Origin of the sequence: Amycolatopsis jiangsuensis, from assembly GCF_014204865.1 — a bacterium.
Lineage (GTDB): Bacteria > Actinomycetota > Actinomycetes > Mycobacteriales > Pseudonocardiaceae > Amycolatopsis > Amycolatopsis jiangsuensis.
On sequence record NZ_JACHMG010000001.1, the window covers coordinates 2,485,111 to 2,509,547 of the forward strand.

The window sequence follows — 24,437 nt, forward strand, 5'->3', positions numbered from 1 at the left end:
GCACCGCGTCGCGGCCGGACTGGCATATCCCCCGGTCGAGGCCGCCACGCGACCATGCTGGGATGGCAGCCGTGCGGAGCGTGTGGCCACCATCACCGGGCGGGGACGGGGAAAACCCCGAACTGTCCGACGCGGACCTGGAGCGGATCTACGGCTATCCGGACGGCCGCGCGCAGCCGTTCGTCCAAGTGAACTTCGTGACCTCGGCGGACGGCGCGGTGGCCGTGGACGAGCTGTCCGCCGGACTGTCGAGCCCACCGGACCGGCGGGTGTTCCTGCTCGCCCGCGACCTCGCCGACGTGGTACTGGTCGGCGCCGGTACGGCGATCGCGGAGAACTACCGCGGCGCCAGGACGAACCCGGCGCGCACCGCCCGCAGGGAACGCCTCGGCCGCGCCCCGGTGCCGCCGATCGCGGTGGTCACCCGCAGCGGCAGGCTCGACCCGGCCGCGCCGTTGTTCACCGACACCCGCGTGCCGCCGATCGTGATCACCACCGCCCTTGCGGACACCACGGCCCTGGCCGGCGCCGAAGTACTCGTCGCCGGTGACGAAGACGTGGATCTCGCGCAGGCGCTGGCCCTGCTCGCCGAACGCGGCCTGCGGCGCGTCGACTGCGAAGGCGGGCCACGGCTGTTCGGCGCGCTCGCCGCCGCCGGGCTCGTCGACCAGCTGTGCCTGACCGTCGCGCCGGTACTCACCGGAGGGGGTGCGGGACGCATCGCGACCGGGCCGCCGGTGGTTCCGCCGCAGCGGCTGGAACTCGCCTCGATCCTCGTCGAGGACGGGTACACGCTGCTGCGCTACCGCCGGGGCGACGGTTGATGACCAGCGCCGAAACGGCACTCGCCGACCGCAAACTCGTCGAGGACGCCGCCGCGGGCGACCACGCCGCGTTCGACACGCTGGTCCGGCGGCACACGCCGATGATGTACCGGGTCGCGCTGCGGATCACCGCGAGCCCGCCCGAGGCGGAAGACGTCGTGCAGGAGGCCTGGCTGTCCGCCTGGCGTTCGCTGCCCTCGTTCCGCCAGGAGTCCCGGGTGTCCACGTGGCTCTACCGGGTGGTCACCAACGGTGCGCTCGCCCAGCTTCGCCGCCGGCCGCCGACCGTGCCGCTGCACGAGGCGGCCGGCCAGGTCACCGGCACCACGCCGGAGCACCGGGTGGTGGATGCCGAGCAGGTGGACGCGGTACTGCGCGCCATCGCCCGGCTGGAGGTGTCCCAGCGGGTCCCCCTCGTCCTGCGTGAGCTCGAGGGGCTGAGCTACGAGGAGGTGGCGGACATCCTCGAGGTCGGGGTCCCGGCCTTGCGTTCCCGGCTGCGCAGGGCCAGGGTGGCGCTTCTCGGCCAGTTGAGGGAGCGGCCATGACGGACCCGGAACACGATCCGCGCTGGGCGGCGGTACGGGCCGCCGGACGCCGCAGGGTGCCCACTCCTCCCGGGCTCGTCGAACGCGTGCTGAGCTCGATCGAGAACGCGCGGTCCGCCGAACCCCTGCGGCTGCCCTTCGACGGAGGGTCGCTCTCGCTGTCCGAATCCGCGTTTCTGCTGCTCGCCCGCACCGTCGCGGACGCGGAGGCGGCTGCCATGCCCGGGCTGTGGGTCTCGGCGGTGGCGCTGGCCGAGGGACGGCTGCAGGTGCTGGCCACGGTCCGCTACGGCGTGGCCGCCACCGAAGCGGCGGACGCCCTGCGGGAGCGGATCACCGCGGAACTGGACCGGCAGCTGGGCGCCCGGCCGCCGGTGGCCGACGTGCACGTGGTCGACGTGCATCCCGGCTGACCCCACACGTTAACCCTTTCGGGTGAGCTCGCGTGACCTTTCGCCCGGTCGGGACATCGTAGGAACGGGTACGTCCGCAGCGCCGGAGGCGTGGCCCGGCGACACTGGAACCCCGCAGGCACACGAGGGAGCGACGACCATGGCCCAGCCGACCCCGCATCCGCCCGATCGCCCGCGCAGCGGGTCCACCGGGCCGCTGGGCGACAAGGATGCGGCGGGCGCGGCGGGCCGCACCACGATCTCGCCGCTCGTCGTGCAGAAGGTGGCCGGGCTGGCCGCCCGCGAAGTCGCCGGCGTGCACGCCCTCGGCGGCGGTGTGTCCCGGGCGTTCGGCGCGCTGCGGGAACGGGTCCCCGGTTCGGGCACCACCTCCACCGCCGGGGTCTCGGTCGAGGTCGGCGAGAAGCAGACGGCGATCGACCTGGACCTCGTGGTCGAATACGGGGCGCGGATCGCGGACCTCGCACGCGCCGTACGCCGTAACGTGATCACCGCGGTAGAGGAGATCACCTCGCTCGAAGTGATCGAGGTGAACCTCGCGGTGAACGACGTCCACCTGCCCGGAGAGGACGACGAGCCGGACTCCGCCAGGGTGGAATGAGCCAGCACTCCCGACGCCAGCATCCCCGACACCAGTACACGGAAGGACACACGTTGAACGCAACGCAGACCGGGATCCTCGCCGGGCTGATTCTCGGCCTCGCCGCCACCCAGGGGTTCACCGCGTTCCTGGTGACGCTCGCGGTCGGCATCATCGGGCTCGTGGTCGGCCGGGTCCTCGACGGCGAACTGGACCTCGGGGACATGTTCGGCAAGGGCCGCGACAAGTGAGCCCGGTGGCGCAGGTCGACCGGCCCCGCAGTGACCTGGCCGAACCGGCCGAGCGTGGTTCGCTGAGCATCGCGCACGCCGTGGTGCGCAAGGTCGCCCAGCACGCCGCGGACCAGGTGCCCGGCATCGTGGCGAGTGAACGCCGCGTCGCCGGGGTCCACACCGGACAGACGGGCGCCACCGCGAAGGTGGCCGGTTCGGACAACGACGTCGACCTCGCGCTGGACCTCGCGCTGCGATACCCGGCGCCGGTGCGGACGGTGACCGGCGACGTGCGGGCGAAGGTCGTCGAGGAGGTCGAGCGGCTCACCTCCTACCACGTGCGCACGCTGGCGGTGACGGTGTCCGCGCTGCTCCCGGACGTCGCGCCGAGGGTGCAGTGATGCGGGTTTTCGTCCGGCTGCTGTCCACTGTTCTCGCTCTGGCAGTGGCCGCCGGCGGTGCGCTGCTCGCGCTCGAGGTCGGCTGGCGCTGGTGGCAACCCGGCCGCGGTCCGCTGCTGGTGCCGTGGCCGCTGTGGCGGACCGAGCTGTCCACACTGGACTGGACGAGTACCGCGGTACGGATCACCGCCGGAATCGCGGTGGTCGCCGGAATCGTGGTGATGCTGCTGGCGTTCGGCGCGGGCGACCGGAAGGTGCGGCTGACCGAACCGGCCGAAGGCGTCAGCGTGAGCACGTCACCGCGAGCGCTCGCGCGGATGGTCGGGCTCGCGGTGCGCGCGCAGGACAACGTGCGCGGCGCGTCCGTCACGGCCAGCGCCCGTCGCGTGCGGGTGCGCGCGACGAGCCGGATGGAGAACGAGGAACAGCTGCGGCCGCGGCTGCTGGAAACGGTCGCGGCCGTGCTGGACGACCTTCCGCTGGCCCGCCGGCCGAAGGTGACCGTGGTCGTCGATTCACCGAAGGACCGTCGATGAACAAGCATGCGAGGCAATTGTCCCGCTCCGCCGCGCCGGACGCCCGCGAGGTGCGCCAGTGAGCAGCGTTGCCGCCGCCCGCCGTGCCCAGGGCCGATCGTATGGCGCCGAGCGCACGCTGACCTGCCTGGTGGGCGCGGTCGCGGTGCTCGCCGGGGCGGCCGCGCTGGTGGTCGGCATGGGCTGGCTGGGCCGGTTCCGCGGGCACCGTCCCGTACTCGATCCGATCGCGATGGACTGGCTGCACGGGCACGTGCTGTACGCGCGGATCGGCGCGATCGTGCTCGGGGTGCTGCTGCTGGTGCTCGGGCTGTGGTGGCTGCTGCGCTCCCTGCGTCCGGAACGGCATCCGGACCTGCGTCTGGACGAGACGCCGGGTGCCGAACTGACGGTGACCTCCGGCGCGCTCGCCGGCGCCGTCCGGACCGACGCGGAACAGGTCGAGGGCGTCACCCGCGCCCGCGTCCGCTCGGTCGGCACGGACGCCGAACCGGCCCTGCGCATCACGTTGTGGCTCGGCGAGGGCACCGAGGTGCGGCGGGTGTGGGAGGACCTCGAAGGCCACGTGCTGACCCGGGCTCGTGAATCGCTGGGGGTCGACACGCTGCCCACCGCGGTGCGCCTGGAACTCGACACGGCGGGTGCGGCGCGCGTGCGCTGACCGCGGGTTTCGCCCAGAATGCCGGGATGGCCCTTCCCTTGGCGGCACCGCTCAAGCCCATGCTCGCGAAGCCGGCGAAAGCCATTCCCGGCTCCGGCGGGCTGCTGTTCGAGCCCAAGTGGGACGGGTTCCGCTGCCTCGTTTTCCGTGACGGCGAGGAGATCAGTCTGCAGTCGCGCGCGGAGAAGCCGCTCAACCGGTACTTCCCCGAGGTCGCGACGGAGCTGCTGGCGAGCCTGCCGGAGCGGATCGTGCTGGACGGCGAACTCGTGGTCGCCCGCGGCGGGAAGCTCGACTTCGACGCGCTCACCGAGCGCATCCACCCGGCCGAGAGCCGGGTCCGGTTGCTCGCCCGGGAGTCGCCCGCACAGTTCGTCGCCTTCGACCTGCTCGCACTCGGTGACGAGTCCTTTGTGGACGAGCCGACCTCGGCGCGCAGGGCACGGCTGACGCAGCTGTCCGGCGTAGCACTGACCCCGGCCACGACCGATCCGGCCACCGCACGGCACTGGTTCGAGCTGTTCGAAGGCGCCGGCCTCGACGGGGTGATCGGCAAGCCCCTGGACGAGCCCTACGCACCGGGTAAGCGGATTCTGGTCAAGTACAAGCATTCCCGCACCGCGGACTGCGTGCTGGCCGGGCTGCGGTGGCACGTCGACTCCGCGCCGGGGGAGGCGGTCGGATCGTTGCTGCTCGGCCTGTACGACGACGAAGGGCTCCTGCACCACGTCGGCGTCGTCGGCTCGTTCCCGGCGGCCCGGCGGCGGGAACTGGCCACCGAACTGGCGCCGTTGATCACCGGCGGCGAGGGCCACCCGTGGCTCGGCGACGCGGTGCGCGAAGGCCAGCGGATCCCGGGCGGAATCACGCGCTGGCGGTCGAAGGAACAGCCGTGGGTGCCGTTGCGCCTGGAGCGAGTGGCGGAAGTGTCCTACGAGCACACCGAAGGCGGCTATCCGTCGCGGTTCCGGCACACCGCGCAGTTCGGCCGCTGGCGCCCGGACCGTGAACCGTCCTCGTGCGGGTACGCCCAGCTCGACGAGCCGGCCCGCTACGACCTGGACGCAGTGTTCCGCGGCGAGGTCGTGCGGACCCGCTGACCGGACGCTTTTTCCCTGGCCGAACGCGGCAGGAGCGGCGGGCCGCCGCGCCCGGTCAGCTGGCCGCTTCGAGCACCGCGGCGGCAGCCTGCGCGATCTTGTCGTCGCCGCTCCAGTGCCCGCCGGACACCCCGATGCCGCCGACCACCTGCCCCTCGACGGTGAGCGGCAGCCCGCCACCGAACGGCACGAACCGGTCGATCCGGTCGGCGCGCCGGTCGCGAGCGGCGCGTCCTGCTGCAGGAACTCGTGCCACTGGCCGCTGGGCATCCCGAACCCGGCAGCTGTGTAGGCCTTGTCCTGGGCGATCTGGCCTGCCTGCAGGGCCGCACCGTCGAGCCGGGCGAACGCGCACAGGTGCCCGCTCGCATCCACGACCGCGATCGCGGAGGGCTGTCCGGCGGCCTCGGCCGCGGCGACCGCCGCCTCCAGCACCTGCCGTGCTGCCGCGCCGCCGATGCTCGGAATGTGACAGCATGCTGGCTTATCACTGTCGGCCTGCTCGCCTACCTCAAGCGCGCGGAACAGGCCACGCAGCAAGCGAAGGAGCAGGTGCTGCGCGACTACGGCATCACGCCGGCACAGCAGGCCGCGCTGACCATCGTCAGCGAACACGAGGGCATCAGCTCCGCCGAGCTGGCGCGGCAGTGCCAGGTCACGCGGCAGACGATGAACAGCACCGTGGGCCGGCTCGAAGCTCGCGGCCTCATCCAGCGCACACCGCATCCGATGCACCGCACCCTGATCGAGCTCACGCTCACCGGGTACGGCCGCGACCTGTTCGAGCGCGCGGACGCGCGGGTCTCCGCGCTCGACACCGACCTCGCCGCCGAGCTCAGCCCCGCCGAACTCAGCACCCTCAAGGACCTGCTCACCCGCGTCACCGACCACGCGCCCCGCGCCGCCACGCACAAGTTCGAGCAGCCACCGGCGAAGACCCCGTAAGGCCGGTCCGGCCGCAACCGGGTCCTGCGGACCCGCTCACTGCCTCCCCACACCCGCCGTGTCAAGCTCATCGGCGAGTTCGCCCCGGATTCGACGTGAGGACCTGCCCGTGCACCGCCGTTTCGCCCGCCGCCTCCGCCTGCGTGCCCGGCTGGTCGCGGCGACGCTGACAGTCCTCGCGCTGGCCGGGTGCACGACCGGGCCGTCGGTGCGCCCGGCCGTGATCGACAACGACGGGCGCACGGCCCCGGCGTCGCCGTCGAACGCCGCTCCGGTGCCGCTGCCCGCGCTCACGCCACCGCAGGGGTCTTCCCTGCGCTGGGCCGACTGCGGCGAGGACACCCGCGAGCGGATCGGCACCCCCGGCGTACCCGCGTCACTGCAATTCGGTTGTGCACGGATGACCGTTCCGCTGGATGCCCCCGAGGACGCCCAGCGCCTGCTGGCGCGCGTCTACCTGCTGAAGGTGGGCACCGGGCCGATCCCGCTGGTCGTGGTGAACGACGTCGGTGGGGAACCGGGTTCGGTGCACGCCGCGCGGCTGGCCGCCCAGCTGCCTCCCGCGTTCCTGGAGAAGTTCTCGCTGATCGGCGTGGACCGGCGGGGCACCGGGCTGTCCGGCGGGGTGCAGTGCGCGCCGGAGGAGGTGCGGCCCGCGCTGCTCGGCGCCGATCCGGCCCAGGGCGGGCTGGGCAGTGTGCTCGACGCCGCCCGCCGGGTCGGTCAGCAGTGCGCGATCGACCTGGACACCGCGCAGACCGCGCTGGACAGCTGGCGCACCGCCGGGGATCTCGAGCAGCTGCGGCGGGCACTCGGATCGGACCGGCTCAACGCACTCGGCCGGGGAGACGGGTCGAAAGTGCTGTCGGAGTACGCCGTGCGCTATCCCGGGCAGGTGGGCCGGATGGTGCTGGACGGCCTGCCCGATCCGGGCGCCGACCGCGGGGCGGTGCTCGACGCGGTCGCCGGTGGCGCGCAGGCCGCTTTCGACGCGTTCGCCGCCGACTGCGCCGCCCGCGGATGCGCGCTGGGCGACGCGAAAGCCGCATTGAAGACGGTGACCGACCGGCTGCGTACGGCACCGGCCACCACCCCGGGCGGCGTCGCCATGAGCGCGGGAATCGCCACCTACGCGGTCTATCTGGGCCTCGCCGACCGCACCCGCTGGCCGGCGCTGGCCGATGCGCTGACCGCGGCGCGGGACGGCGACCTGACGGCGCTGGCGACGTTCACCGATCCGGTGCTGATCGACACCCGCGACCGCGCGTCGCGGATCAGCAGCACCATCGCGACCCGCTGCAACGACTCGTCCACCCGGCTGCCCGCCGACCAGATCGACCGGACCGAGGCGGGCTTGCGCGGCAAGTACCCGCAGTTCGGCGCCGCCGTCGCCCAGGAACTCGCGTGGTGCGGCGCCTGGCCGGTGCGGCGCGAACCGCTGCCCGCCGCGGGCGCGCCCGGCGCCCCGCCGATCCTGGTCGCGGCCACCGCGGCCGACCCGGTGACCCCTCAGCTCGGCACGACCCGCGCGGCCGACCAGATGCCCAGCGCGGTCACCGTCACCTGGCAGGGCGCCGGCCACGGCGCGGTGGGCCCGTCCACCTGCGTGACCACCGCGGTGCAGAGCTTCCTGATCGACGGAAAGGTCCCGGAGAGCGGCACCCTCTGCCCCGCCTGAGCCACCCCGTCAGCCGGCCGGTGCTGGGCCATGGGGCACGGACGGCTGGGCCATGGGATGGAAGGACGAGGGCGCTCATCAAGGGCTTGGGCGGGCTGCACCGGGGCGACAACGGCAGCGCACGCATGAGCCGTACCGCGACCGGAACCCTCCTCGCCGAAGGCGTGGGTCCGGGAATCCGCCCGCGCCGCATCGCGGCACCAGCCGCCCGCGCCGCATCCGGCACCAACCCGCCAGCTCGCCCCGGCGGTCCAACCCACCCGCGCGGGTTCCCCCGTCCAAGCGACACACCGGATCCGCCCGGAGCCGGGACCGGTCGCGCGTGAGCTGCTACTGGCGGTAGCCCTCGACCTCGCCGACCGGGCGGGCTTGCGCCTCGTCCGGGTTTTCCGCGAACTCGCTGCGTGCGCGGCGCTGGCGCAGCAGGTCCCAGCACTGGTCGAGTTCCTGTTCGAGCCTGGCCAGCCGGTCCTTGTCCGTTCCCGAGAGCCCGACGCCCACCGAGCGGGCACGCAGGTCGTGCTCTTGGGCGATCAGGTCGTCGATCCGGCCCAGGATGCCGCCGTCCGTCATGGTTCCTCCTCAACCTCGGCTGCGGGAGCAGACGCTACCCGCGGCCGGGGAATTCCCGCTCGGTCCGGTTCGTTGGACAGACCATGAGCACACTGGAACTGACCGCGGACAACTTCGACCGGACCGTGACCGACAACGAGTTCGTGCTGATCGACTTCTGGGCCAGTTGGTGCGGGCCGTGCAAGCAGTTCGCGCCGGTCTACGAGAAGGCGTCGGAAAAGCACGAGGACATCGTGTTCTCCAAGGTCGACACCGAGGCGCAGCAGCAGCTCGCCGCCGCGTTCGACATCCGCTCGATCCCGACGCTGGCCGTGATCCGCGACAAGACGCTGATCTTCGCCCAGCCCGGCGCGCTGCCGGAGGCGGCGCTGGAGGACGTGATCCGCCAGGCCCGCGAGGTCGACATGGACGAGGTCCGCAAGGCCGTGGAGTCCGAGCAGGCCGACCAGACGCCACAGAGCTGACCCGCGACCACAGGCGAATCGGGGAACGTGCGTGCAGGCCTCCGTCCGCGGACGGAGGCCTGCACGCACGTCAGGACCGGGTGGCGAGCCCGCGCAGGAAGAACGCCAGGTTCGCCGGGCGTTCGGCCAGCCGCCGCATGAAGTAGCCGTACCACTCGTCGCCACACGGCACGTACACCCGCATGGTGGCGCCCGACCCGGCGATCCGCTGCTGTTCCTGCGGGCGGATGCCGTAGAGCATTTGGAACTCGTGGTCGGACGCGGTGCGCCCGGCGTCGGCGGCCAGCTGCTGCGCGATCGCGATCATCCGCGGATCGTGCGAGGCCACCATCGGATAGCCCTGCCCGGCCATCAGCACCCGCAGACAGCGCACATAGGACTTGTCCACTTCGGACTTCTCCTGGAACGCCGCGGTTTCCGGTTCGGCGTAGGCACCCTTGCACAGCCGCACGCGTGAGCCAGGGCCGGACAGCTCGCGGCAGTCCTGCTCGGTGCGCCGCAGGTAGGCCTGCAGCACCGCGCCCACCCAGGGGTACTCGCCGCGCAGCTTCCGCAGGATGCCGAGCGTCGAGTCCGTGGTGGTGTGGTCCTCCATGTCGAGGGTGACCGTCGCGCCCACGGCCTCGGCCGCTGCGCAGATCTTCCGCGCGTTCTCCAGTGCGACGTCCTCGCCGTCGCCGGCCAGGAACTGCCCAACGGCCGACAGCTTCACCGACACGTCCGCGCCTTCCGCGAGGCCCTGTTCCGCCAGCGCGGACAGCAGCTGCTCGTAGGCCTGCACGGTCGCCGCCGCCTGGCCGGCGTCGGTGGTGTCCTCGCCGAGGTGGTCGATGGTGATCCTGCGTCCGTCCGCGGCCAGTTCGCGGGCGACGCGCACGGCGTCGGCGGTGGCAGCGCCGGAAACGAACCGGCGCACCACGGACCGGGTGGCGGGCACTGCTTCGATCAACGCTCGCATCCGCCGCGAACGGGCGGCGGCGAGCAACGGGGCACGCAGCATGGCGATCTCCCTCAGCCCTGGTGCGGGTAGCGCACGGTCGTCGGCGGCACGAAGGTCTCCTTGATCGAGCGCGGGCTCGTCCAGCGAAGCAGGTTGAAGATCGAGCCGGCCTTGTCGTTGGTGCCGGAAGCGCGGGCCCCGCCGAACGGCTGCTGCCCGACGACGGCGCCGGTCGGCTTGTCGTTGACGTAGAAGTTGCCCGCGGCGAACCGCAGCGCCTCGGACGCCTTCGCGACAGCCGTGCGGTCGTTCGCGATCACAGCACCGGTCAGCGCGTACGCAGCGGTCTCGTCGATGACCTTCAGGATGCCGTCGAAGTCGGAGTCCTCGTAGACGTACACAGACAGAATCGGCCCGAAGTACTCGGTGCTGAAGATTTCGTGCTTCGGATTGGTCGACACGAGGACGGTCGGCTGCACGAAGTAGCCCACGCTGTCGTCGGCCGTGCCGCCGGTCAGGATCTCCACTTCGGAGTCACCCTTGACCCGCTCGAACAGCGAAGCGTGCTTTTCGAACGCGCGCCGGTCGATGACCGCACCGCCGAAGTGGCTGAAGTCGGTCACGTCGCCGTAGCTGATCGCCTCGGTTTCGCGCACGAGACCGTCCTTCAGCTGCTCCCACAGGCTGCGCGGCACGTACGCACGCGAAGCGGCGGAGCACTTCTGACCCTGGTACTCGAAAGCGCCGCGGACGAGCGCGGTGCGCAGGACGTCGAGGTCGGCCGACGGGTGCGCCACCACGAAGTCCTTGCCGCCCGTCTCCCCCACGATGCGCGGGTAGCCGCGGTAGCCGGAGATGTTCGCGCCGACAGTGCTCCACAGGTGCTGGAACGTGGGCGTCGAGCCGGTGAAGTGGATGCCGGCGAGGTCACGGTGCTTCAGCGCGACTTCGGACACCGCTTTGCCGTCGCCGGGCAGCAGGTTGATCACGCCCGGCGGCAGGCCGGCCTCTTCGAGCAGCCGCATCGTCAGGTGCGCGGCGAAGCTCTGCGTGGGCGAGGGCTTCCACAGGACGGTGTTGCCCATCAGTGCCGGCGCGGTGGGCAGGTTGCCGGAGATGGCGGTGAAGTTGAACGGCGTGACCGCGTAGACGAAGCCTTCGAGCGGACGGTGCTCCATGCGGTTCCACACGCCGGACGAGCTCATCGGCTGCTCGGCCAGCACGCGGCGGCCGTACTCGACGTTGAACCGCCAGAAGTCGGCGAGTTCGCAGGCGGAGTCGATCTCGGCCTGGGTCGCCGTCTTCGACTGGCCGAGCATGGTGGCCGCGTTGATGGTCGCGCGCCACGGCCCGGTCAGCAGATCGGCCGCGCGCAGCAGGATGGCGGCACGGTCGTCGTAGGACAGCCCGCGCCACTCCGGCGCCGCCTTCGCAGCGGCAGCGATCGCATCGGACGCGTCCTGCTGCGAAGCGCTCTGGATGGTGCCGAGAACGTGACTGTGCTTGTGCGGCTGGACAACGTCGATCTTCTCGCCGCCGCCGGCACGCTGCTCGCCGCCGACGGTCACAGTCAGGTCGACCGGTCCGGCCTGACCCAGCTTCTTCAACGCGCCCTCCAGCTCGGCGCGCTCGGCGCTGCCCGGTGCGTACGTGTACACCGGCTCGTTCTTCGGGGCGGGGGTCTGGGTCACGGCGTCCACGGCGGCTCCCTCGTTGTCAGTAGCTGGCTCGACCAGCCGGCTCGAACACTGCTGGCTCGAAAAACAGCTGGCTCGGATAGCCGAACGGTAACTCCGCGCACGGCCGGAGAGTTTGTCTGATCGGCTAGAATCGCCCGTATGAGTTTGTCCGATCGGAGTACCTGGTGAGTGGCCCCGATCCCTTCGCCGGCACTTCGCTTCGGCATGTCCTCGCGACGCTCGGCGAACCACTCGTCCGGGTGCTCGTCGCGCCGCGCGGTCTCGGCGTCCCGGTGCAGGACGTGGTCATCCTCGACCCCGAAGACCCACCCGAAACGCATCCTGGTGACCTCGTGCTGGTGATCGGCGCGCGTGGCCGGTCCGCGGCCGCGGCGATCCGCGCGGCCGGCCGCGGCGGGGCAGCTGCAGTGGCGGTGAAGGGCGAAGGCGGCATCGAGGTTGCTGCCGACGCAGGCGTCGCGCTGCTGACAGTGGGCGCGGAAGCGCGCTGGGAACAGGTGGAGGCGCTGGCTCGCGGGGTGGTCGACGCGGCGCGCGCGGGTGGCGAAGCGGAGACCGGTGAGGTGCTCGGCGATCTGTTCGCGCTGGCGCAAACGGTTGCCACCCTCACTGGCGGCTTGGTCAGCATCGAGGACACCGCGAGCCGCGTGCTGGCGTACTCGCGCGCGGGCGACGAAGTGGACGAGCTGCGACGGCTGTCGATTCTCGGCCGCGAAGGGCCGGAGCGATACCTGGCGATGCTTCGCGAGTGGGGCGTGTACCAGCGGCTGCGCGCGGGTGAGGGAATCGTGCGCGTGGACGAACGGCCGGAGCTCGGGATCCGACGGCGGATCGCTGCCGGCATTCACGCCGGTTCGCAACCGCTCGGCACGATATGGGTGCAGGAAGGCGCACAGCCGCTGACCGAGCAGGCCGAGGTCGCGCTGCTCGGCGCCAGCCGCACGCTCGCGCCCCAGCTGATCCGCGCGCGGACGCTTCCCGACCCACAGCTGCGGCTGCGCGAAGACCTGCTGGCCGGGCTGCTCGACGGCCGGGTCGACGCGGAGTCGGTGGCCGACGACATCGGTGCCGATCCGGCGCGGCCCGCGCAGGTGCTGGCGTTCACGCTCACCCCGCAGCAGCCGTCCGCCGCGTCGAACCGGCTGTTGCGGCGAGCGGAGCTGGTGCATTTGATCGCCGTGCACACTGCTGCGTACCGGCGCAGCGCCTTGGTCAGCGTGCTCGGCGGTCGCGTGTACGCGCTGCTGCCGGACCTTCCGGAACACTCGGACGCTGCCGTGCTCGCTTTGGCGAAGGAAATCGTCGCAGCGGCGCGAAAGCACCTCGACGCGCCCGTACGCGCGGCGATAGGCGGCGTCGTACCACGGCTGTCCGACGCAGCTGCTTCGCGCGGCGACGCAGACCGCGTACTGGTGGCGATGACGCGCGGGCATTGGACAGGCAACGTGGCGTCTCTCGCCGACGTACGCGCCGACGTGTTGCTGTCAGAGGTCCTGGCGTACCTCGCGGACCAGCCGCGCATCCGAGACCCGAGGCTGGCCGAGCTGCTGGCACACGACGCCGACCACGGCGGCATCCTCGTGCCCGCGGTGCTCGCGTACCTCGACGCCTTCGGCGACGTCCGCGCGGCCGCACGAGAGCTGAACATCCACCCGAACACAGTGCGATACCGCGTACGGCGCGCCAGCGAGGTGTCCGGCATCGTCCTGACTGATCCGGCGCAACGGTTGCTGACCGAGTTGCAGCTGCGGCTGCCGCGGTAAAGCACGTGCCCGGCCCGGACCCGCTCGTTAGAGTGCGGACGTGGACCTCTTCCCCCGCGCCTGGAACGCCCTGCGAGAAGCCGTGCACACGCTGGAAGGCGGGCAGTGGGTCACCCCGTCGGGCTGCGCCGGCTGGCTCGTGCAGGACCTGGTCGTGCATCTCATCATCGACGCCCAGGACATCCTGATCACACTCGCCTCCACCACCGGCGCGCCGCCGACCCTGACCGCGCAGAGCTACTGGCAGCGAAGCGGGGAGGCACCGGACGGCACCGACGCGGAATCCGCGTTCGTCCGCCGCAGCGCGGCCGCCTACGGCACCACTGCCTGGCTCCTCCACCATTTCGACGACCTGACCGTGGCCGCAGGCCGGGCAGCGTCGGCCGCCGACCCGGACACCCGCGTGGAAACCCGCGACGAGGTGCTGACCGTCGACGCCTACCTCACCACTTACGTTCTCGAGTCCACGCTGCACCACCTGGATCTGGTGGCGCAGCTGTCCGGAGTGGACGGACCACCGGCGGACACCCTTGCCGCCTCCCGCGCCATGGTGGAGGACGTCCTCGGCTTCCCGCTGCCCCCGGCCCTGGACGACCGCGCAGCACTGCTGGTGGCCACCGGACGACGTGCGCCGTCACCGGAGGAAGCCACCGCACTCGGCGCGCTGACCGCGAAGCTGCCCGTGGTCCTCGGGTGATCGTCTGGCTCAACGGCACCTTCGGCGCCGGCAAGACCAGCACGGCACGCGAGCTGTCCGCACTGCTCGGTGCCCGCGTCTTCGACCCCGAGTTCGTCGGCTACCTGCTGCGAGTCCCGTTCCCCGAACCGGTCGCGGACTTCCAGGACATTCCCCTGTGGCGACCGCTGGTGGTGGAGACCGCGGCGCGGATCCACGACCACACCGGCGGCCCGCTCGTGCTCCCGCAGACCTTGCTCGTCGAGACCTACGCCGGGGAAATCTTCGCCGGCTTGGCCGGACGCGGTCTCGAAGTGCGGCATTTCGTGCTGCACGCGGAGGAAGCCGAACTGCGGCGCCGGATCGAGACCGACCACGCCGAGCCGGGCGCCCGGCAGTGGCGACTGGACCACCTCGGCGCCTACGCCGCGGCACTGCCGTGGCTCCGCACCTGCGGCACTGTGCTGCACACGGAAGGAAAGCCTCCCGCCGCAGTGGCGCGGGAGATCGCCTCCGCGCTCGGATGAGACGCGGTCAGTGTGCTGCCCAGGTCGGCACCGGCGACGGCTTCGTTGTCGAGGCCAGTGCGGCCTTCGCGGCCTGGGTGAGCGCCGCCTTGGCATCGTCCCAGCCGATCGACTTCGGCCAGGTGGTCAGCAGCGCCACGGCGAACAGGTGGCCGTCGCGGACGACGCCGGTGGTGTTCAGGACCCGGCGGCCGGCGGAGCTTCCCCAGCCCTGTTTCGCCAGCAGCGGGTGCACCTCCTCGGCGGCGACGCCGAAGAACTGGCCGAACCCGTCCGCGGCGTGCTCGGAGATGCCGCCGAGGGCTTCGGTCAGGAACACCCGCTCGTCGCTGTCCAGTTCGCTGGCGAGGTAGCGGTAGACGGTCGTCACGTCGGCCGGCGAGATCCGGGTGTCGCCCCACTGGCCCGGGTCCTCCGGTGGCCGGGTGTCGGCCAGGCCCAGTGCCGCGGCCTGCCGACGCACGATGGCCGGGCCGCCGCCCTCGCTCCACATCCGGCTGGCCACGGCGTCGTCACTGGCGGCCAGCATGCGTTCCAGCTGTTCGGCACCGGCCCCGCCCGGCACGCCGGAGCGGTCCAGCCGGTCCAGCGCGATCAGCAGTTTCACGACCGACGCCGAGGGCGTGGCCGCGTGCTCCTTCCACGACAGGACCTCGGCGCAGTCGTCCAGATCCACCACGCTCATGCCCAGCACGGGGCCCGCCCCGGTGGCCAGTAGCGCGGCACGGGCCTTCTCGATCGCCTCTCGCCCCCGTGCGTCCGGCTCGGCCGCCGCGACCGAGTCGCAGTGTGAAACCACGTCGTCCCCGCCGGAACCGGTCGCGATCACCACGGTGACCGTCACAGCCACGACCGCCGCCAGCACGAGCAAGATCCCTTTGCGCATGTCTCCAGGACGCCGGACCACCCGGCCAGGTTCACTGTTTACCTACGAAACTAGTAAATATGGCTCAGGTCACAATGGTGTCGGGTACCGGCAACCCGGCGAGGTCGGCCAGCGCGGCGAACGAGCCCACCCGCTCGGCCGGATCGTAGGTACTGGTGCTGATCAGCAGCTCGTCCGCGCCGGTCTGCTCGACCAGTGCGCCCAGCCGGTCGGCGACCTCGTCCGGGGTGCCGCTGATCTGCCCGGCGAGCACCTGCTCCAGCCGCGTGCGCTCACGGCCGGTCATCGGCAGCGCCAGGACTTCCGCGGCCGGGGAGAGCGGCGGGAACACCCCGTGGCTGCGGGAGTACACAGTGGACCAGGCCTCCGGCACCAGTAACCTGCGAGCCCGTTCCGCCGTGTCCGCGACGGCGACCGCGGTCGACACGACGACGTGCGGGTCCGCGGTGGCCGAACGGAACCGTTCGCGGTAGCGGGAAATCGCGTCGATCATCGCGCGCTCGCCGTGTGCCGGGGCGATCACCAGAGGCAGGCCGAGGCCGGCGGCGAGGTCGGCGCCCGCGCCGGTGGCGAGCAGGAACACCGGAACGGACTGCCCCTCGGCCGGGATCGCGTGCACCCCCGGGTAGGCGTGGTCCCCGCGGAAGAACGAGAGCAGCTCCTCCACCTGGCCCGCGAACCCGTCGGCCGCGTCCTTGCCCTGCCCGAGCGCGCGGCGCACGCCTTCGATGAAGCCGACCGAACGGCCCAGCCCCAGATCGACCCGGCCGGGATGCAGGGCCGCCAGGACACCGAACTGCTCGGCGATCACCAGCGGGCGGTGGTTGGGCAGCATCACCCCGCCGGTGCCGACCCGGATCCGCGTCGTGGCGGACGCGATCGCGGCGGCGAGCACCGCCGGCGCCGACCCGGCCACACCGGGCACCCCGTGGTGCTCGGAAACCCAGAACCGGTGGTAGCCGAGTGCTTCGATGTCCCGGGCGAACGCCACCGTGTCCCGCACGGCCTGTGCGGCCCCTCGCCCCCGCCGTACCGGCGAGCGGTCGAGCACGGAAATCGGAACGTCCACGCCAGGGTCAACACGGCGGCCGGAACCGGGATTCCCGGCGCCGGCCGCGTGACTCAGGGGCGCCAGCGTTCGCTGTAGTCCCCGTGCCCGTTGTAGGGCAGGGCGAGCAGCCGCAGCGTCAGACACCAGTTGGACCCGGCCTCGTCAGCAGGGACGTGACAGGTCTCGCACCAGTACTCGCTGCCGTAGAGCGGGAAACCCGGCACCTTCTCGGACACCGTGGTGCGGTGCGCGAGCATGATCCGCCGGGTCGCCTCGATCTCGTTGATCATCTGGTTCACCACGTCCAGCTCACCGTCGCCGAGCGCCCGGATGCGCTGTTCCACCGAGACCTTCGCCTCGCCACGGGTGAGCTGGTCACCGGCCTGCTGCTTGCGCACCGTCTGCATGATCAGCGCCTGGCGCTGACCCACCCGCGCCGCGAGGAACGCGATCAGGTCGTCCACCGGGTCTCCCTCCCGCCGGTCCGCCCACCGGCGCGGATAAGTCGCACCGTGACGCCGGAGCGTTACACCCCGGATCCGGCACGGACCGTGCCCGCTCCACGCGAACGAGCACTGAGCAGGCTAAACCCAGAGCGAAAAAAATCCCGAGCCGAGCGAACTTGATCACCGAACGTGACCACCGGCCGCGATCGGACGGTCACTGCGGGTCGGACCGCGCCTTGCTCGGCTGCACCCGTTTCGGTTCGCCGGGCATCTTCGGATAGTCCGGCGGGTACGGCAGTTCGGCCCCGCCGAGGTCGCGGTCGTCGCGCTCGTACCACTCCAGCAGCGTCTCGAGCCCGAACGCGGTGGCGTCCATCGGCTCGTGCAGGTCGCCGTGCTCGGCCAGGAACCCGGGCACCGTGCGCACGTCGAAGTCGTCCGGATGCACCTGCCCGAGCAGGTCCCAGGTCAACGGCGTGGAGACGGTGGCGCGCGGTGTACCGCGCACCGACCAGGACGAAGCGACCGTACGGTCCCGGGCGGCCTGGTTGTAGTCGAGGAACACCCGGCCGCCGCGCTCCTCCTTCCACCAGGACACCGTCGCCTTGTCCGGGATCCGCCGCTCGACCTCCCGGCCGAGCGCGATCACCGCGTGCCGCACCGCGACGAAATCCCACTCCGGGCGGATCCGCACGAGCACGTGCACGCCACGGCCGCCGGAGGTCTTCGGGTACCCGGTGAGCCCGGCATCGGCGAGCACCTCGCGCACCACCCCGGCCACCTCGACCGCGTCGCCGAAGCCGGCGCGTTCCGGCGGATCGACGTCCACGCGCAGTTCGTCCGGGCGGTCGAGCTCGGGACGGCGCACCGGCCACGGGTGGAAGTCGAACGTGCCGAGATTGGCCGCCCAGGCGAACACCGCGGGCTCGGTCGGGCAGACCTCGTCCGCGGTCCGGCCGGAAGGAAAGGTGATCCGTGCCGTCTCGAGCCAGTCCGGGGCACCTTTGGGCACGCGCTTGGCGTAGAACCAGTCCCCGGTGACGCCGTCGACGTAGCGTTTCAGTGTGGTCGGCCGCTCGCCGATCGCACGCAGCAACGGCGTGGCCACGGCGAGGTAGTACTCCACCACTTCCCGCTTCGTGACACCCGGGCCGGGGAAGTACACCTTGTCCGGGTTGGACACCCGCACGGTGCGCTCCCCTGCCTGGTACTCCACCGGATCACCGTGCTTGGGCATGCGCCCACGTTAGCCGCGAACGGCCTCCCGGTCGCGAGAACCGGGCCGCCGCGGCGAGGCCGGGGCCGGGTGCCCTACCGTTGCGGGGTGTCCGGCAGAACCAAGCTCCTCCTCGCGCTCGCTGTGCTCGCCGTGCTCGCGGCGGCCGCGGTGTGGCTGCCGATTCCCGGTCCCGCCCAGCTGCGGCAGTGGGCCGTAGCGACCGGGCCGGCCACGCCGGTGGTACTGCTGGTCGCGTACTCGCTGCTCGCCGTCGCGCCGATCCCGCGGACGGTGTTCAACCTCGCCGCCGGGCTGCTGGTGGGCAGCTTCGCCGGGGTGGTCATCGCGCTCGTCGCGACCACGATCGCGGCGGGGCTCTCGTTCGGGCTGGCGCGGGTGCTCGGCCGGGACCTGGTCACCCGCCACCTGCACCGCGCGCCGGTCCGGATCGTCAACGAACGGCTGTCCGGCGGCGGCACGCTGGCGGTCACCTCGCTGCGGCTGATCCCGGTGGTGCCGTTCGCACCGCTGAGCTACCTGTGCGGTGTGTCGTCGGTGAAACTGCTGCCGTTCCTGGCCGGCACGGCGCTCGGCAGCGTGCCCGGCACGATCGCGGTCGTCGTCTTCGCCGACGCTCTCACCGGCGACACGCCGCCCGCGCTTCTGGCCAGTTACGCGGTCTTCGCGGCGGCCGGCGTGGCCGGGTTGCTGCGCGTGCTGCGGCGCCGCACCCCGGCTGCCGCGCCGGAGGAACCCGCGAGGTCGCCGGCACCGGCTGGCTGACGGCGGCCGGGTACTCCCGACCGCTACACTCGTTCGCGTGCGCGAGGGGTATCCGCGCTGAGCACGACCACGAATCATCGGGATTTCGTCAGGAGCGGTCGCCATCGACACCGGGCAGCTGATCGCGGGGCACTATCGCCTCGTCGAGCACATTGGTAGCGGTGCCATGGGCGTGGTGTGGCGCGCGGTCGACGTGCGCCTGGAACGATCCGTGGCGATCAAGCAGATCCTGCCGCAGCCGGGCGTGTCCGAGGCCGAGCGCGACAACATGCGCCAGCGCGCCATGCGCGAGGCGAAGAACGCCGCCCGCTTCCAGCACCCGAACGCCATCGTGGTGTTCGACATCGCCGAGCACAGCGGCGACCCGTGCCTGGTGATGGAGTACCTCAACGGGCCCAGCCTGTCCGCGGTGCTGGCCGAGCGCGGCCCGCTTCCGGTGGGCCAGGTCGCGCGGATCGGCGAGCAGGTCGCCGCCGCACTGGTCGCCGCGCACCGGGCCGGGATCGTGCACCGGGACGTCAAACCCGGCAACATCCTCATCGACGAGACCGGCACCGCGAAGATCACCGACTTCGGCATCTCCCGCGCGGCCGGCGACATGACGCTCACCCAGACCGGCCTGATCGGCGGCACCCCGGCCTATCTCGCGCCCGAACTGGCCCGCGGGGCCGACCCGGTGCCCAGCTCCGACGTGTTCGCCCTGGGCGCCACGCTGTACCAGGCGATCGAGGGCCAGACGCCGTACGGCAACACCACCAACCAGCTCGCGCTGCTCTACGCCGCGGCCAACGGCCAGGTCAACCCGCCCACCCAGGCCGGGCCGGCCACCGCACTGCTGATGAGCCTGCTGCGCACGGAGCCCGGCGAGCGCCCGAGCATGGCCGAAGCCCGCGAGCGGCTGGCCAAGCTGGCCACCGGCGAGCCGATGGCGCCGCCGCTGATCGCCGGCGGGCAGGGCACCGGCTCCGGTTCGCGTCCGCCATGGCAGCGCGTGGCCGCGGCGCCGCCGGCGCCGTCCTCGGCACCCATCCCGGCGCAGAAGGCCCCGTCAAACCCTCCGCGCACACCCACCGCGGCGTTCACGCCGATGCGCTCGCCGTCCGCCCCGCCCGCCACTCCCCCGCGTCCGCAACCCGCCGTTCAGCAGCCCGCCCAGCGCCCCGCGCCCAGCGCGGCCGCGCCGGACTACCGCGGCGCCGGCGGATCCTCGAAGTCCGGGCGAACCCGCCGGACGGCGCTGCTCGCCGGCGGCGCCGCGGCGGTCGTCGTGGTGGCGGTGATCGTGTTCCTGGTACTGACCAACTCCGGCGGCTCCGACGGAGGCTCGAACAACGATCAGGCTACTCAGTCGGCACCCAGTGCGCCCAGCTTCACTGGCAGCGCCCCGAAATCCAGTCCGATGACCACCAGCTCGACTCCCAACGTGGCCTCGAACGGCGAGGTCGAATGGCAACCCGCCGGTAAACAGGTGATCGCGTTCTACGGCAAAGTAAACAGCGACCCCGTCGGCGCTTGGGCCATGCTGGCGCCCGACGCGCAGGCCGTCTACGGAAACCAGGAAACCTTCCAGGCTTTCTGGTCACAGCACCCGTTGAGCGGCTACGGCGGAGCCAACGCCTACAAGCGTGCCAACAACGACGACGGCTCGGTCGACATCCAGATCATCCTTCACTTCAAGGACATAGCCGACGAGATCAAGACCCTCCGCGTGCTCGATTCCAGCGACGGCAACCTCAAGATCTCCGGCGACACCCGCAGCGGTCACTCGTAGACTCCCGGACACTGAGACGAGCTGTCAGGATTCGACAGCCTGCACACGTCGCCTGTCGGCTTCGGTTACCACAGCACCGCAGACGGCCTTCGTCCGAAATTGCGGTAAACGGCCCAGTGCACAGCAAGTTAGCCACTCGATCGATAATTTCGTGCGCCATTTCGCGACACCACATATCCAACACAAGCCGACGTCGCGCTTACCGGACCAGGCCCAGCACTCCAATGGAGCATTGATTTTTTAGGTCCTTAACGGTAAATGCCAGAGTGGAAAACTAATCGAGGAGGGTTCGTGAAGCTGCCTTTAATAGCAAGATTTCTCACTTTTACAGTTATCTTAGTCACCTGTACGCTGAACTCAACTTCTCCAGCTTCCGCCGACTCAACCGGCAAGAACTCAACAAAAGCCGGCCCAGCCTGCCTCGAGCTCGAAAACGGCAGCCTCTGTCTGTACGTGTCGCCCATCAATCAGCAGGGTCAGATCAACGTCACCTACGAGAAGTGGGCCGGAAGCCCGTTTCTCGCACGCGTGGCGTGGGTGAACCCGACCGGAACCCGATTCAACGGCCCTTACGAGCAAATGAGTTACCACCATATTTACGGGAACGTTTGGCCCACATGGGTGGGCTCGGGATGCAACTATGGAATCCTTTCCATCTCCGGTGGCGCGGAGTACCGGACCCCGGACTTGTGCGTGTAGGTATTGATCGATTTAGAGCGTGTCTCATTTGGCGAGTTTCTTGTAACAGGTGATGGTGGCGGCGAGGGTGAGGAAGGCGAGGTAGTGGCTGGGTTTGCGTTCGTAGCGGATGGTCAGGCGCCGGTAGCTGGTCAGCCAGGCGATGGACCGTTCGATCACCCACCGGTGTCTTCCGAGTTTCTCGGTGGATTCGATGCCCTTGCGGGCGATGCGCGGGATGATCCCGCGCCGGCGAAGCCAGTCGCGCAGGGCTGGGATGTCGTAGGCCTTGTCGGCGTGGAGCTTGGCCGGTTTCCGGCGGCGCGGTCCGCGGCGAGACCGGATCGGCGGCAGCGCGTTGACCAAGGGTCTGAGCGCGTGACTGTCGTGAGTGTTGGCCGCGGAGATCCCAACGGTTAACGGAAGTCCGGCCCGGTCGGACAGCACATGGATCTTCGAGCCGGGCTTGCCGCGATCGACCGGGCTCCGACCGGTCAGACCGCCCCCCTTTTGGCCCTGACGGATGCTCCGTCCAGGACCGCACGCGACCAGTCGATCATGCCCTTGCCGCCAAGTTCGTCCAGCACCGCCCGGTGCACATCGCGCCACAGGCCGACCTTGGTCCACTCGGTGAACCGCCGATGCGCTGTCGGCACGGTGACCCCGAAGCTGGGCGGCAGATGTCGCCAGGCGCAGCCGCTGGTCAGCACGAACACGATCGCGGTGAACACCGCCCGGTCGCCCACTCGTGACATGCCGCCACCCTGCGGGCGCGTCTTTCCCGGCGGGATCAACGGTTCGACCAGCGCCCACAACTCGTCGGGCACCAGCCGTCGCGACAACTCGTCCATCACAGCTCATGATCATGCCCACACCTCAACCAACAACCAAGTGAGACACGCTCTTAGTTGGCCTGCGTCCTCTGCCTTGGCCGTGGACGGCCAAGGCAGAGGATGGTCTACCGAGACGGTAGTGCGCCGCTGGTGGGCTGAGTGGCTCCAACGGCTTACCGTAGAAACCACCAACCAGCTCGCGCTGCTCTACGCCGCGGCCAACGGCCAGGTCAACCCACCCACCCAGGCCGGGCCGGCCACCGCACTGCTGATGAGCCTGCTGCGCACGGAGCCCGGCGAGCGCCCGAGCATGGCCGAAGCCCGCGAGCGGCTGGCCAAGCTGGCCACCGGCGAGCCGATGGCGCCGCCGCTGATCGCCGGCGGGCAGGGCACCGGCTCCGGTTCGCGTCCGCCATGGCAGCGCGTGGCCGCGGCGCCGCCGGCGCCGTCCTCGGCACCCATCCCGGCGCAGAAGGCCCCGTCAAACCCTCCGCGCACACCCACCGCGGCGTTCACGCCGATGCGCTCGCCGTCCGCCCCGCCCGCCACTCCCCCGCGTCCGCAACCCGCCGTTCAGCAGCCCGCCCAGCGCCCCGCGCCCAGCGCGGCCGCGCCGGACTACCGCGGCGCCGGCGGATCCTCGAAGTCCGGGCGAACCCGCCGGACGGCGCTGCTCGCCGGCGGCGCCGCGGCGGTCGTCGTGGTGGCGGTGATCGTGTTCCTGGTACTGACCAACAGCAGCGGCTCCGGCCAGTCCGGCTCCGACCAGGTCGCGCAGCCCCCGCCGTCGAGCGCAGGGCAGCCGAGCGGAAACGCGCCGAGCAGCAGTCCCGACGTCCCGACCGGTCCGCTGGGCCAGACCCCACCGGACGGCAAGATCTCCGACTACAGCGCGGCGGGCACCTTCATCACCGACGGTTTCTTCGCCGATCCGGGAGCGAACTGGTCGCGTCTCACCCCCGCGGCGCAGGGGGTGTACGGCGACCAGGCCGCGTTCCAGCAGTACTGGGCCGCGCACCCGATCGGCAAGTACGAGGACGCACGAGCCGACAGCGGCGGCGCCAACGCGGACGGCTCGATCACCATGAACCTGACGATCGACGGAACGCGCCGCGGCTACCGCGTCATCTCCTCCGGCGGCCAGATGCTGATCGACAGCGACACCAGGCTCGACTCCGGCGGCACGTCGAACCAGTGACGATCGGCCCGCCCGGTGAGACACCGCACGCAACCCGGTGGGCTAACCCGCCGGCAGGGCTTACCGTGGAGCCATGGCCGAGAGCGCTGCTGTGCCGCCGGGCTGGAACCCGCGCTTCCACGACGATCTGATCGGGCTCGACCCGGCGGATCCGGAGGTCCGCGCGTTCGCCGCCCACCTCGACCGGATGGAGCGGACCGGGCCGACGTTCACCGTCGAGGCCTGTCTCGACCAGGTGGCCGACTTCGCCGAGTCGAGCACCCGCACCGGCGGGCTGCGGTACTGGGTCTCGGTGCTGTTCGTGGTGCTTCTCGTGCTCGGGCTGCTGGTCACCGCCTGGGACATCGCGACCCACACCATCGCGTTCCTGTCGAGGTAACGTGGAAGGCGTGAAAGGTATGAAACCCGTGGTCGGCACCACTCCGCGCGTGGTGAAGTCCGAGCAGGAATGGCGCGAGCAGCTGAATCCGGAGGAGTACGCGGTCCTCCGCCAGGCCGGAACCGAACGGCCGTTCACCGGCGAGTACACCGACACGAAGACCACCGGCGTCTACTCCTGCCGGGCCTGCGGCGCGGAACTGTTCCGCAGTGACACCAAGTTCGAGAGCCACTGCGGCTGGCCGTCGTTCTACGACCCGGCGGACTCGGACGCGGTGCTGCTGCGCGAGGACCGCGCCCTGGGCATGCGGCGGATCGAGGTGCTGTGCGCTTCGTGCCACAGCCACCTCGGGCACGTCTTCGAAGGTGAGGGCTACGCCACCCCGACCGACCAGCGCTACTGCATCAACTCGATCTCGCTGAAACTCGCACCGGAGTCCGACGGCTGACCCACGGCGCTGCTGACCCACGGCGCTGCTGACACGCGGCACAGTTGACCCACGGCGCGGCGGCCCCGGCCCGGCGAACGTCGCGTCGGGCAGGGGCAGCGCAGCGGACGCGGTTTGGCCGGCCGCTCAGCCGGGCTGCGCTGCAGTCGCGGCCCCACTACCCAACCGCAGTGCGCTGCCGCC

General features: G+C 71.3%; 28 protein-coding genes and 1 pseudogene. 20 read left to right on the forward strand and 9 right to left on the reverse strand.

Annotated features, from left to right (window positions below):
* Window positions 1–62 precede the first annotated feature (62 nt).
* The 9 genes from BJY18_RS10805 (at window position 63) to BJY18_RS10845 (ending at window position 5,296) form a co-directional block, all read left to right on the forward strand.
* On the forward strand, window positions 63–824 hold the full coding sequence (locus tag BJY18_RS10805) for a pyrimidine reductase family protein (protein ID WP_184779848.1): 762 nt from the start codon (window positions 63–65) through the stop codon (window positions 822–824).
* Window positions 824–1,372: an RNA polymerase sigma factor gene (locus BJY18_RS10810; RefSeq protein WP_184779849.1), complete on the forward strand. Its 549-nt coding sequence runs from the start codon at window positions 824–826 to the stop codon at window positions 1,370–1,372. Before BJY18_RS10805 ends, BJY18_RS10810 begins: the two co-directional genes overlap by 1 nt.
* Window positions 1,369–1,785, forward strand: coding sequence for a hypothetical protein (locus BJY18_RS10815; protein ID WP_184779850.1), 417 nt, complete (start codon window positions 1,369–1,371; stop codon window positions 1,783–1,785). The genes BJY18_RS10810 and BJY18_RS10815 overlap by 4 nt, the downstream gene beginning before the upstream one ends.
* Window positions 1,786–1,924: 139 nt before the next feature.
* The gene (locus BJY18_RS10820; protein ID WP_184779851.1) at window positions 1,925–2,386 is read left to right on the forward strand and encodes an Asp23/Gls24 family envelope stress response protein; all 462 of its coding nucleotides are present in this window, start codon (window positions 1,925–1,927) and stop codon (window positions 2,384–2,386) included.
* Between the two features lie 53 nt (window positions 2,387–2,439).
* Window positions 2,440–2,616 carry a hypothetical protein gene (locus BJY18_RS10825; RefSeq protein WP_184779852.1) on the forward strand — a complete coding sequence of 59 codons (177 nt, stop codon included), beginning with the start codon at window positions 2,440–2,442 and terminating at the stop codon, window positions 2,614–2,616.
* Between the two features lie 5 nt (window positions 2,617–2,621).
* The gene (locus BJY18_RS10830) at window positions 2,622–2,999 is read left to right on the forward strand and encodes an Asp23/Gls24 family envelope stress response protein (RefSeq protein ID WP_184779853.1); all 378 of its coding nucleotides are present in this window, start codon (window positions 2,622–2,624) and stop codon (window positions 2,997–2,999) included.
* Complete coding sequence (locus BJY18_RS10835) at window positions 2,999–3,535, forward strand: DUF6286 domain-containing protein (RefSeq protein ID WP_184779854.1); 537 nt, start codon at window positions 2,999–3,001, stop codon at window positions 3,533–3,535. The genes BJY18_RS10830 and BJY18_RS10835 overlap by 1 nt, the downstream gene beginning before the upstream one ends.
* Before the next feature lie 58 nt (window positions 3,536–3,593).
* On the forward strand, window positions 3,594–4,196 hold the full coding sequence (locus tag BJY18_RS10840) for an alkaline shock response membrane anchor protein AmaP (protein WP_184779855.1): 603 nt from the start codon (window positions 3,594–3,596) through the stop codon (window positions 4,194–4,196).
* A gap of 26 nt (window positions 4,197–4,222) precedes the next feature.
* Window positions 4,223–5,296, forward strand: coding sequence for an ATP-dependent DNA ligase (locus tag BJY18_RS10845; protein WP_184779856.1), 1,074 nt, complete (start codon window positions 4,223–4,225; stop codon window positions 5,294–5,296).
* 55 nt (window positions 5,297–5,351) lie between these two features.
* Here BJY18_RS10845 and BJY18_RS38000 read toward each other — a convergent pair.
* Window positions 5,352–5,731, reverse strand: a pseudogene (locus tag BJY18_RS38000) (GlcG/HbpS family heme-binding protein).
* A 33-nt stretch (window positions 5,732–5,764) separates the two neighbouring features.
* Between BJY18_RS38000 and BJY18_RS10855 the strand changes: the two are divergent.
* The gene (locus BJY18_RS10855) at window positions 5,765–6,241 is read left to right on the forward strand and encodes a MarR family winged helix-turn-helix transcriptional regulator (RefSeq protein WP_312873812.1); all 477 of its coding nucleotides are present in this window, start codon (window positions 5,765–5,767) and stop codon (window positions 6,239–6,241) included.
* Between the two features lie 109 nt (window positions 6,242–6,350).
* Entirely contained in the window at window positions 6,351–7,919 is a 1,569-nt protein-coding gene (locus BJY18_RS10860) for an alpha/beta fold hydrolase (RefSeq protein WP_184779857.1), read from the forward strand.
* A gap of 330 nt (window positions 7,920–8,249) precedes the next feature.
* Here the strand turns inward: BJY18_RS10860 and BJY18_RS10865 are convergent, their stop codons facing one another.
* On the reverse strand, window positions 8,250–8,492 hold the full coding sequence (locus BJY18_RS10865) for a DUF2630 family protein (protein WP_184779858.1): 243 nt from the start codon (window positions 8,490–8,492) through the stop codon (window positions 8,250–8,252).
* An 83-nt stretch (window positions 8,493–8,575) separates the two neighbouring features.
* Between BJY18_RS10865 and trxA the strand changes: the two genes are divergently transcribed.
* Window positions 8,576–8,956 carry a thioredoxin gene (gene trxA, locus BJY18_RS10870; RefSeq protein ID WP_184779859.1) on the forward strand — a complete coding sequence of 127 codons (381 nt, stop codon included), beginning with the start codon at window positions 8,576–8,578 and terminating at the stop codon, window positions 8,954–8,956.
* 70 nt (window positions 8,957–9,026) lie between these two features.
* Here the strand turns inward: trxA and BJY18_RS10875 are convergent, their stop codons facing one another.
* Entirely contained in the window at window positions 9,027–9,956 is a 930-nt protein-coding gene (locus tag BJY18_RS10875) for a proline dehydrogenase family protein (protein ID WP_184779860.1), read from the reverse strand.
* 11 nt (window positions 9,957–9,967) lie between these two features.
* Complete coding sequence (gene pruA, locus BJY18_RS10880; RefSeq protein ID WP_184779861.1) at window positions 9,968–11,596, reverse strand: L-glutamate gamma-semialdehyde dehydrogenase; 1,629 nt, start codon at window positions 11,594–11,596, stop codon at window positions 9,968–9,970.
* Window positions 11,597–11,760: 164 nt separating this feature from the next.
* On the opposite strand from pruA, the gene BJY18_RS10885 reads away from it, so the two are divergent.
* From BJY18_RS10885 to BJY18_RS10895, 3 genes are read left to right on the forward strand one after another with little or no spacing between them, the layout of a single operon-like run.
* Window positions 11,761–13,359, forward strand: coding sequence for a PucR family transcriptional regulator (locus BJY18_RS10885; protein ID WP_184779862.1), 1,599 nt, complete (start codon window positions 11,761–11,763; stop codon window positions 13,357–13,359).
* A gap of 40 nt (window positions 13,360–13,399) precedes the next feature.
* The gene (locus tag BJY18_RS10890) at window positions 13,400–14,056 is read left to right on the forward strand and encodes a maleylpyruvate isomerase N-terminal domain-containing protein (RefSeq protein ID WP_184779863.1); all 657 of its coding nucleotides are present in this window, start codon (window positions 13,400–13,402) and stop codon (window positions 14,054–14,056) included.
* Complete coding sequence (locus BJY18_RS10895) at window positions 14,053–14,562, forward strand: P-loop nucleotide/nucleoside kinase family protein (protein WP_184779864.1); 510 nt, start codon at window positions 14,053–14,055, stop codon at window positions 14,560–14,562. Before BJY18_RS10890 ends, BJY18_RS10895 begins: the two co-directional genes overlap by 4 nt.
* Before the next feature lie 7 nt (window positions 14,563–14,569).
* Here BJY18_RS10895 and BJY18_RS10900 read toward each other — a convergent pair whose 3' ends face one another.
* The 4 genes from BJY18_RS10900 to BJY18_RS10915 all read right to left on the reverse strand — a co-directional run bounded on the left by BJY18_RS10900 (window position 14,570) and on the right by BJY18_RS10915 (window position 18,182).
* Entirely contained in the window at window positions 14,570–15,448 is an 879-nt protein-coding gene (locus tag BJY18_RS10900; RefSeq protein ID WP_184779865.1) for a serine hydrolase family protein, read from the reverse strand.
* Between the two features lie 64 nt (window positions 15,449–15,512).
* A complete protein-coding gene (locus BJY18_RS10905) occupies window positions 15,513–16,517 on the reverse strand; it encodes an MsnO8 family LLM class oxidoreductase (protein WP_312873813.1) in 1,005 nt (334 codons plus the stop codon).
* A gap of 53 nt (window positions 16,518–16,570) precedes the next feature.
* Window positions 16,571–16,963: a DUF6221 family protein gene (locus BJY18_RS10910; RefSeq protein ID WP_184779866.1), complete on the reverse strand. Its 393-nt coding sequence runs from the start codon at window positions 16,961–16,963 to the stop codon at window positions 16,571–16,573.
* Between the two features lie 196 nt (window positions 16,964–17,159).
* Window positions 17,160–18,182, reverse strand: coding sequence for a DNA polymerase domain-containing protein (locus tag BJY18_RS10915; protein ID WP_184779867.1), 1,023 nt, complete (start codon window positions 18,180–18,182; stop codon window positions 17,160–17,162).
* An 87-nt stretch (window positions 18,183–18,269) separates the two neighbouring features.
* Between BJY18_RS10915 and BJY18_RS10920 the strand changes: the two genes are divergently transcribed.
* Together BJY18_RS10920 and BJY18_RS10925 are read left to right on the forward strand one after the other, a co-directional pair.
* Window positions 18,270–18,947, forward strand: coding sequence for a TVP38/TMEM64 family protein (locus BJY18_RS10920; RefSeq protein ID WP_184779868.1), 678 nt, complete (start codon window positions 18,270–18,272; stop codon window positions 18,945–18,947).
* Window positions 18,948–19,065: 118 nt separating this feature from the next.
* Window positions 19,066–20,718 carry a serine/threonine-protein kinase gene (locus BJY18_RS10925; RefSeq protein WP_184784546.1) on the forward strand — a complete coding sequence of 551 codons (1,653 nt, stop codon included), beginning with the start codon at window positions 19,066–19,068 and terminating at the stop codon, window positions 20,716–20,718.
* A 723-nt stretch (window positions 20,719–21,441) separates the two neighbouring features.
* Here the strand turns inward: BJY18_RS10925 and BJY18_RS10930 are convergent.
* A protein-coding gene (locus tag BJY18_RS10930) for an IS5 family transposase (protein ID WP_184779869.1) occupies window positions 21,442–22,247 on the reverse strand; the annotation gives its coding sequence in 2 pieces (ribosomal slippage) (window positions 21,442–21,908 and window positions 21,908–22,247; 807 coding nt in all).
* Between the two features lie 121 nt (window positions 22,248–22,368).
* On the opposite strand from BJY18_RS10930, the gene BJY18_RS10935 reads away from it, so the two are divergent.
* The 3 genes from BJY18_RS10935 (at window position 22,369) to msrB (ending at window position 24,254) form a co-directional block, all read left to right on the forward strand.
* Complete coding sequence (locus tag BJY18_RS10935; RefSeq protein WP_184779870.1) at window positions 22,369–23,427, forward strand: serine/threonine-protein kinase; 1,059 nt, start codon at window positions 22,369–22,371, stop codon at window positions 23,425–23,427.
* A 73-nt stretch (window positions 23,428–23,500) separates the two neighbouring features.
* Window positions 23,501–23,806 (forward strand): hypothetical protein, encoded by a 306-nt coding sequence (locus BJY18_RS10940; RefSeq protein WP_184779871.1) that lies wholly within the window; start codon window positions 23,501–23,503, stop codon window positions 23,804–23,806.
* 19 nt (window positions 23,807–23,825) lie between these two features.
* A complete protein-coding gene (gene msrB, locus BJY18_RS10945; RefSeq protein WP_184784547.1) occupies window positions 23,826–24,254 on the forward strand; it encodes a peptide-methionine (R)-S-oxide reductase MsrB in 429 nt (142 codons plus the stop codon).
* The last annotated feature ends 183 nt before the right edge of the window (window positions 24,255–24,437 follow it).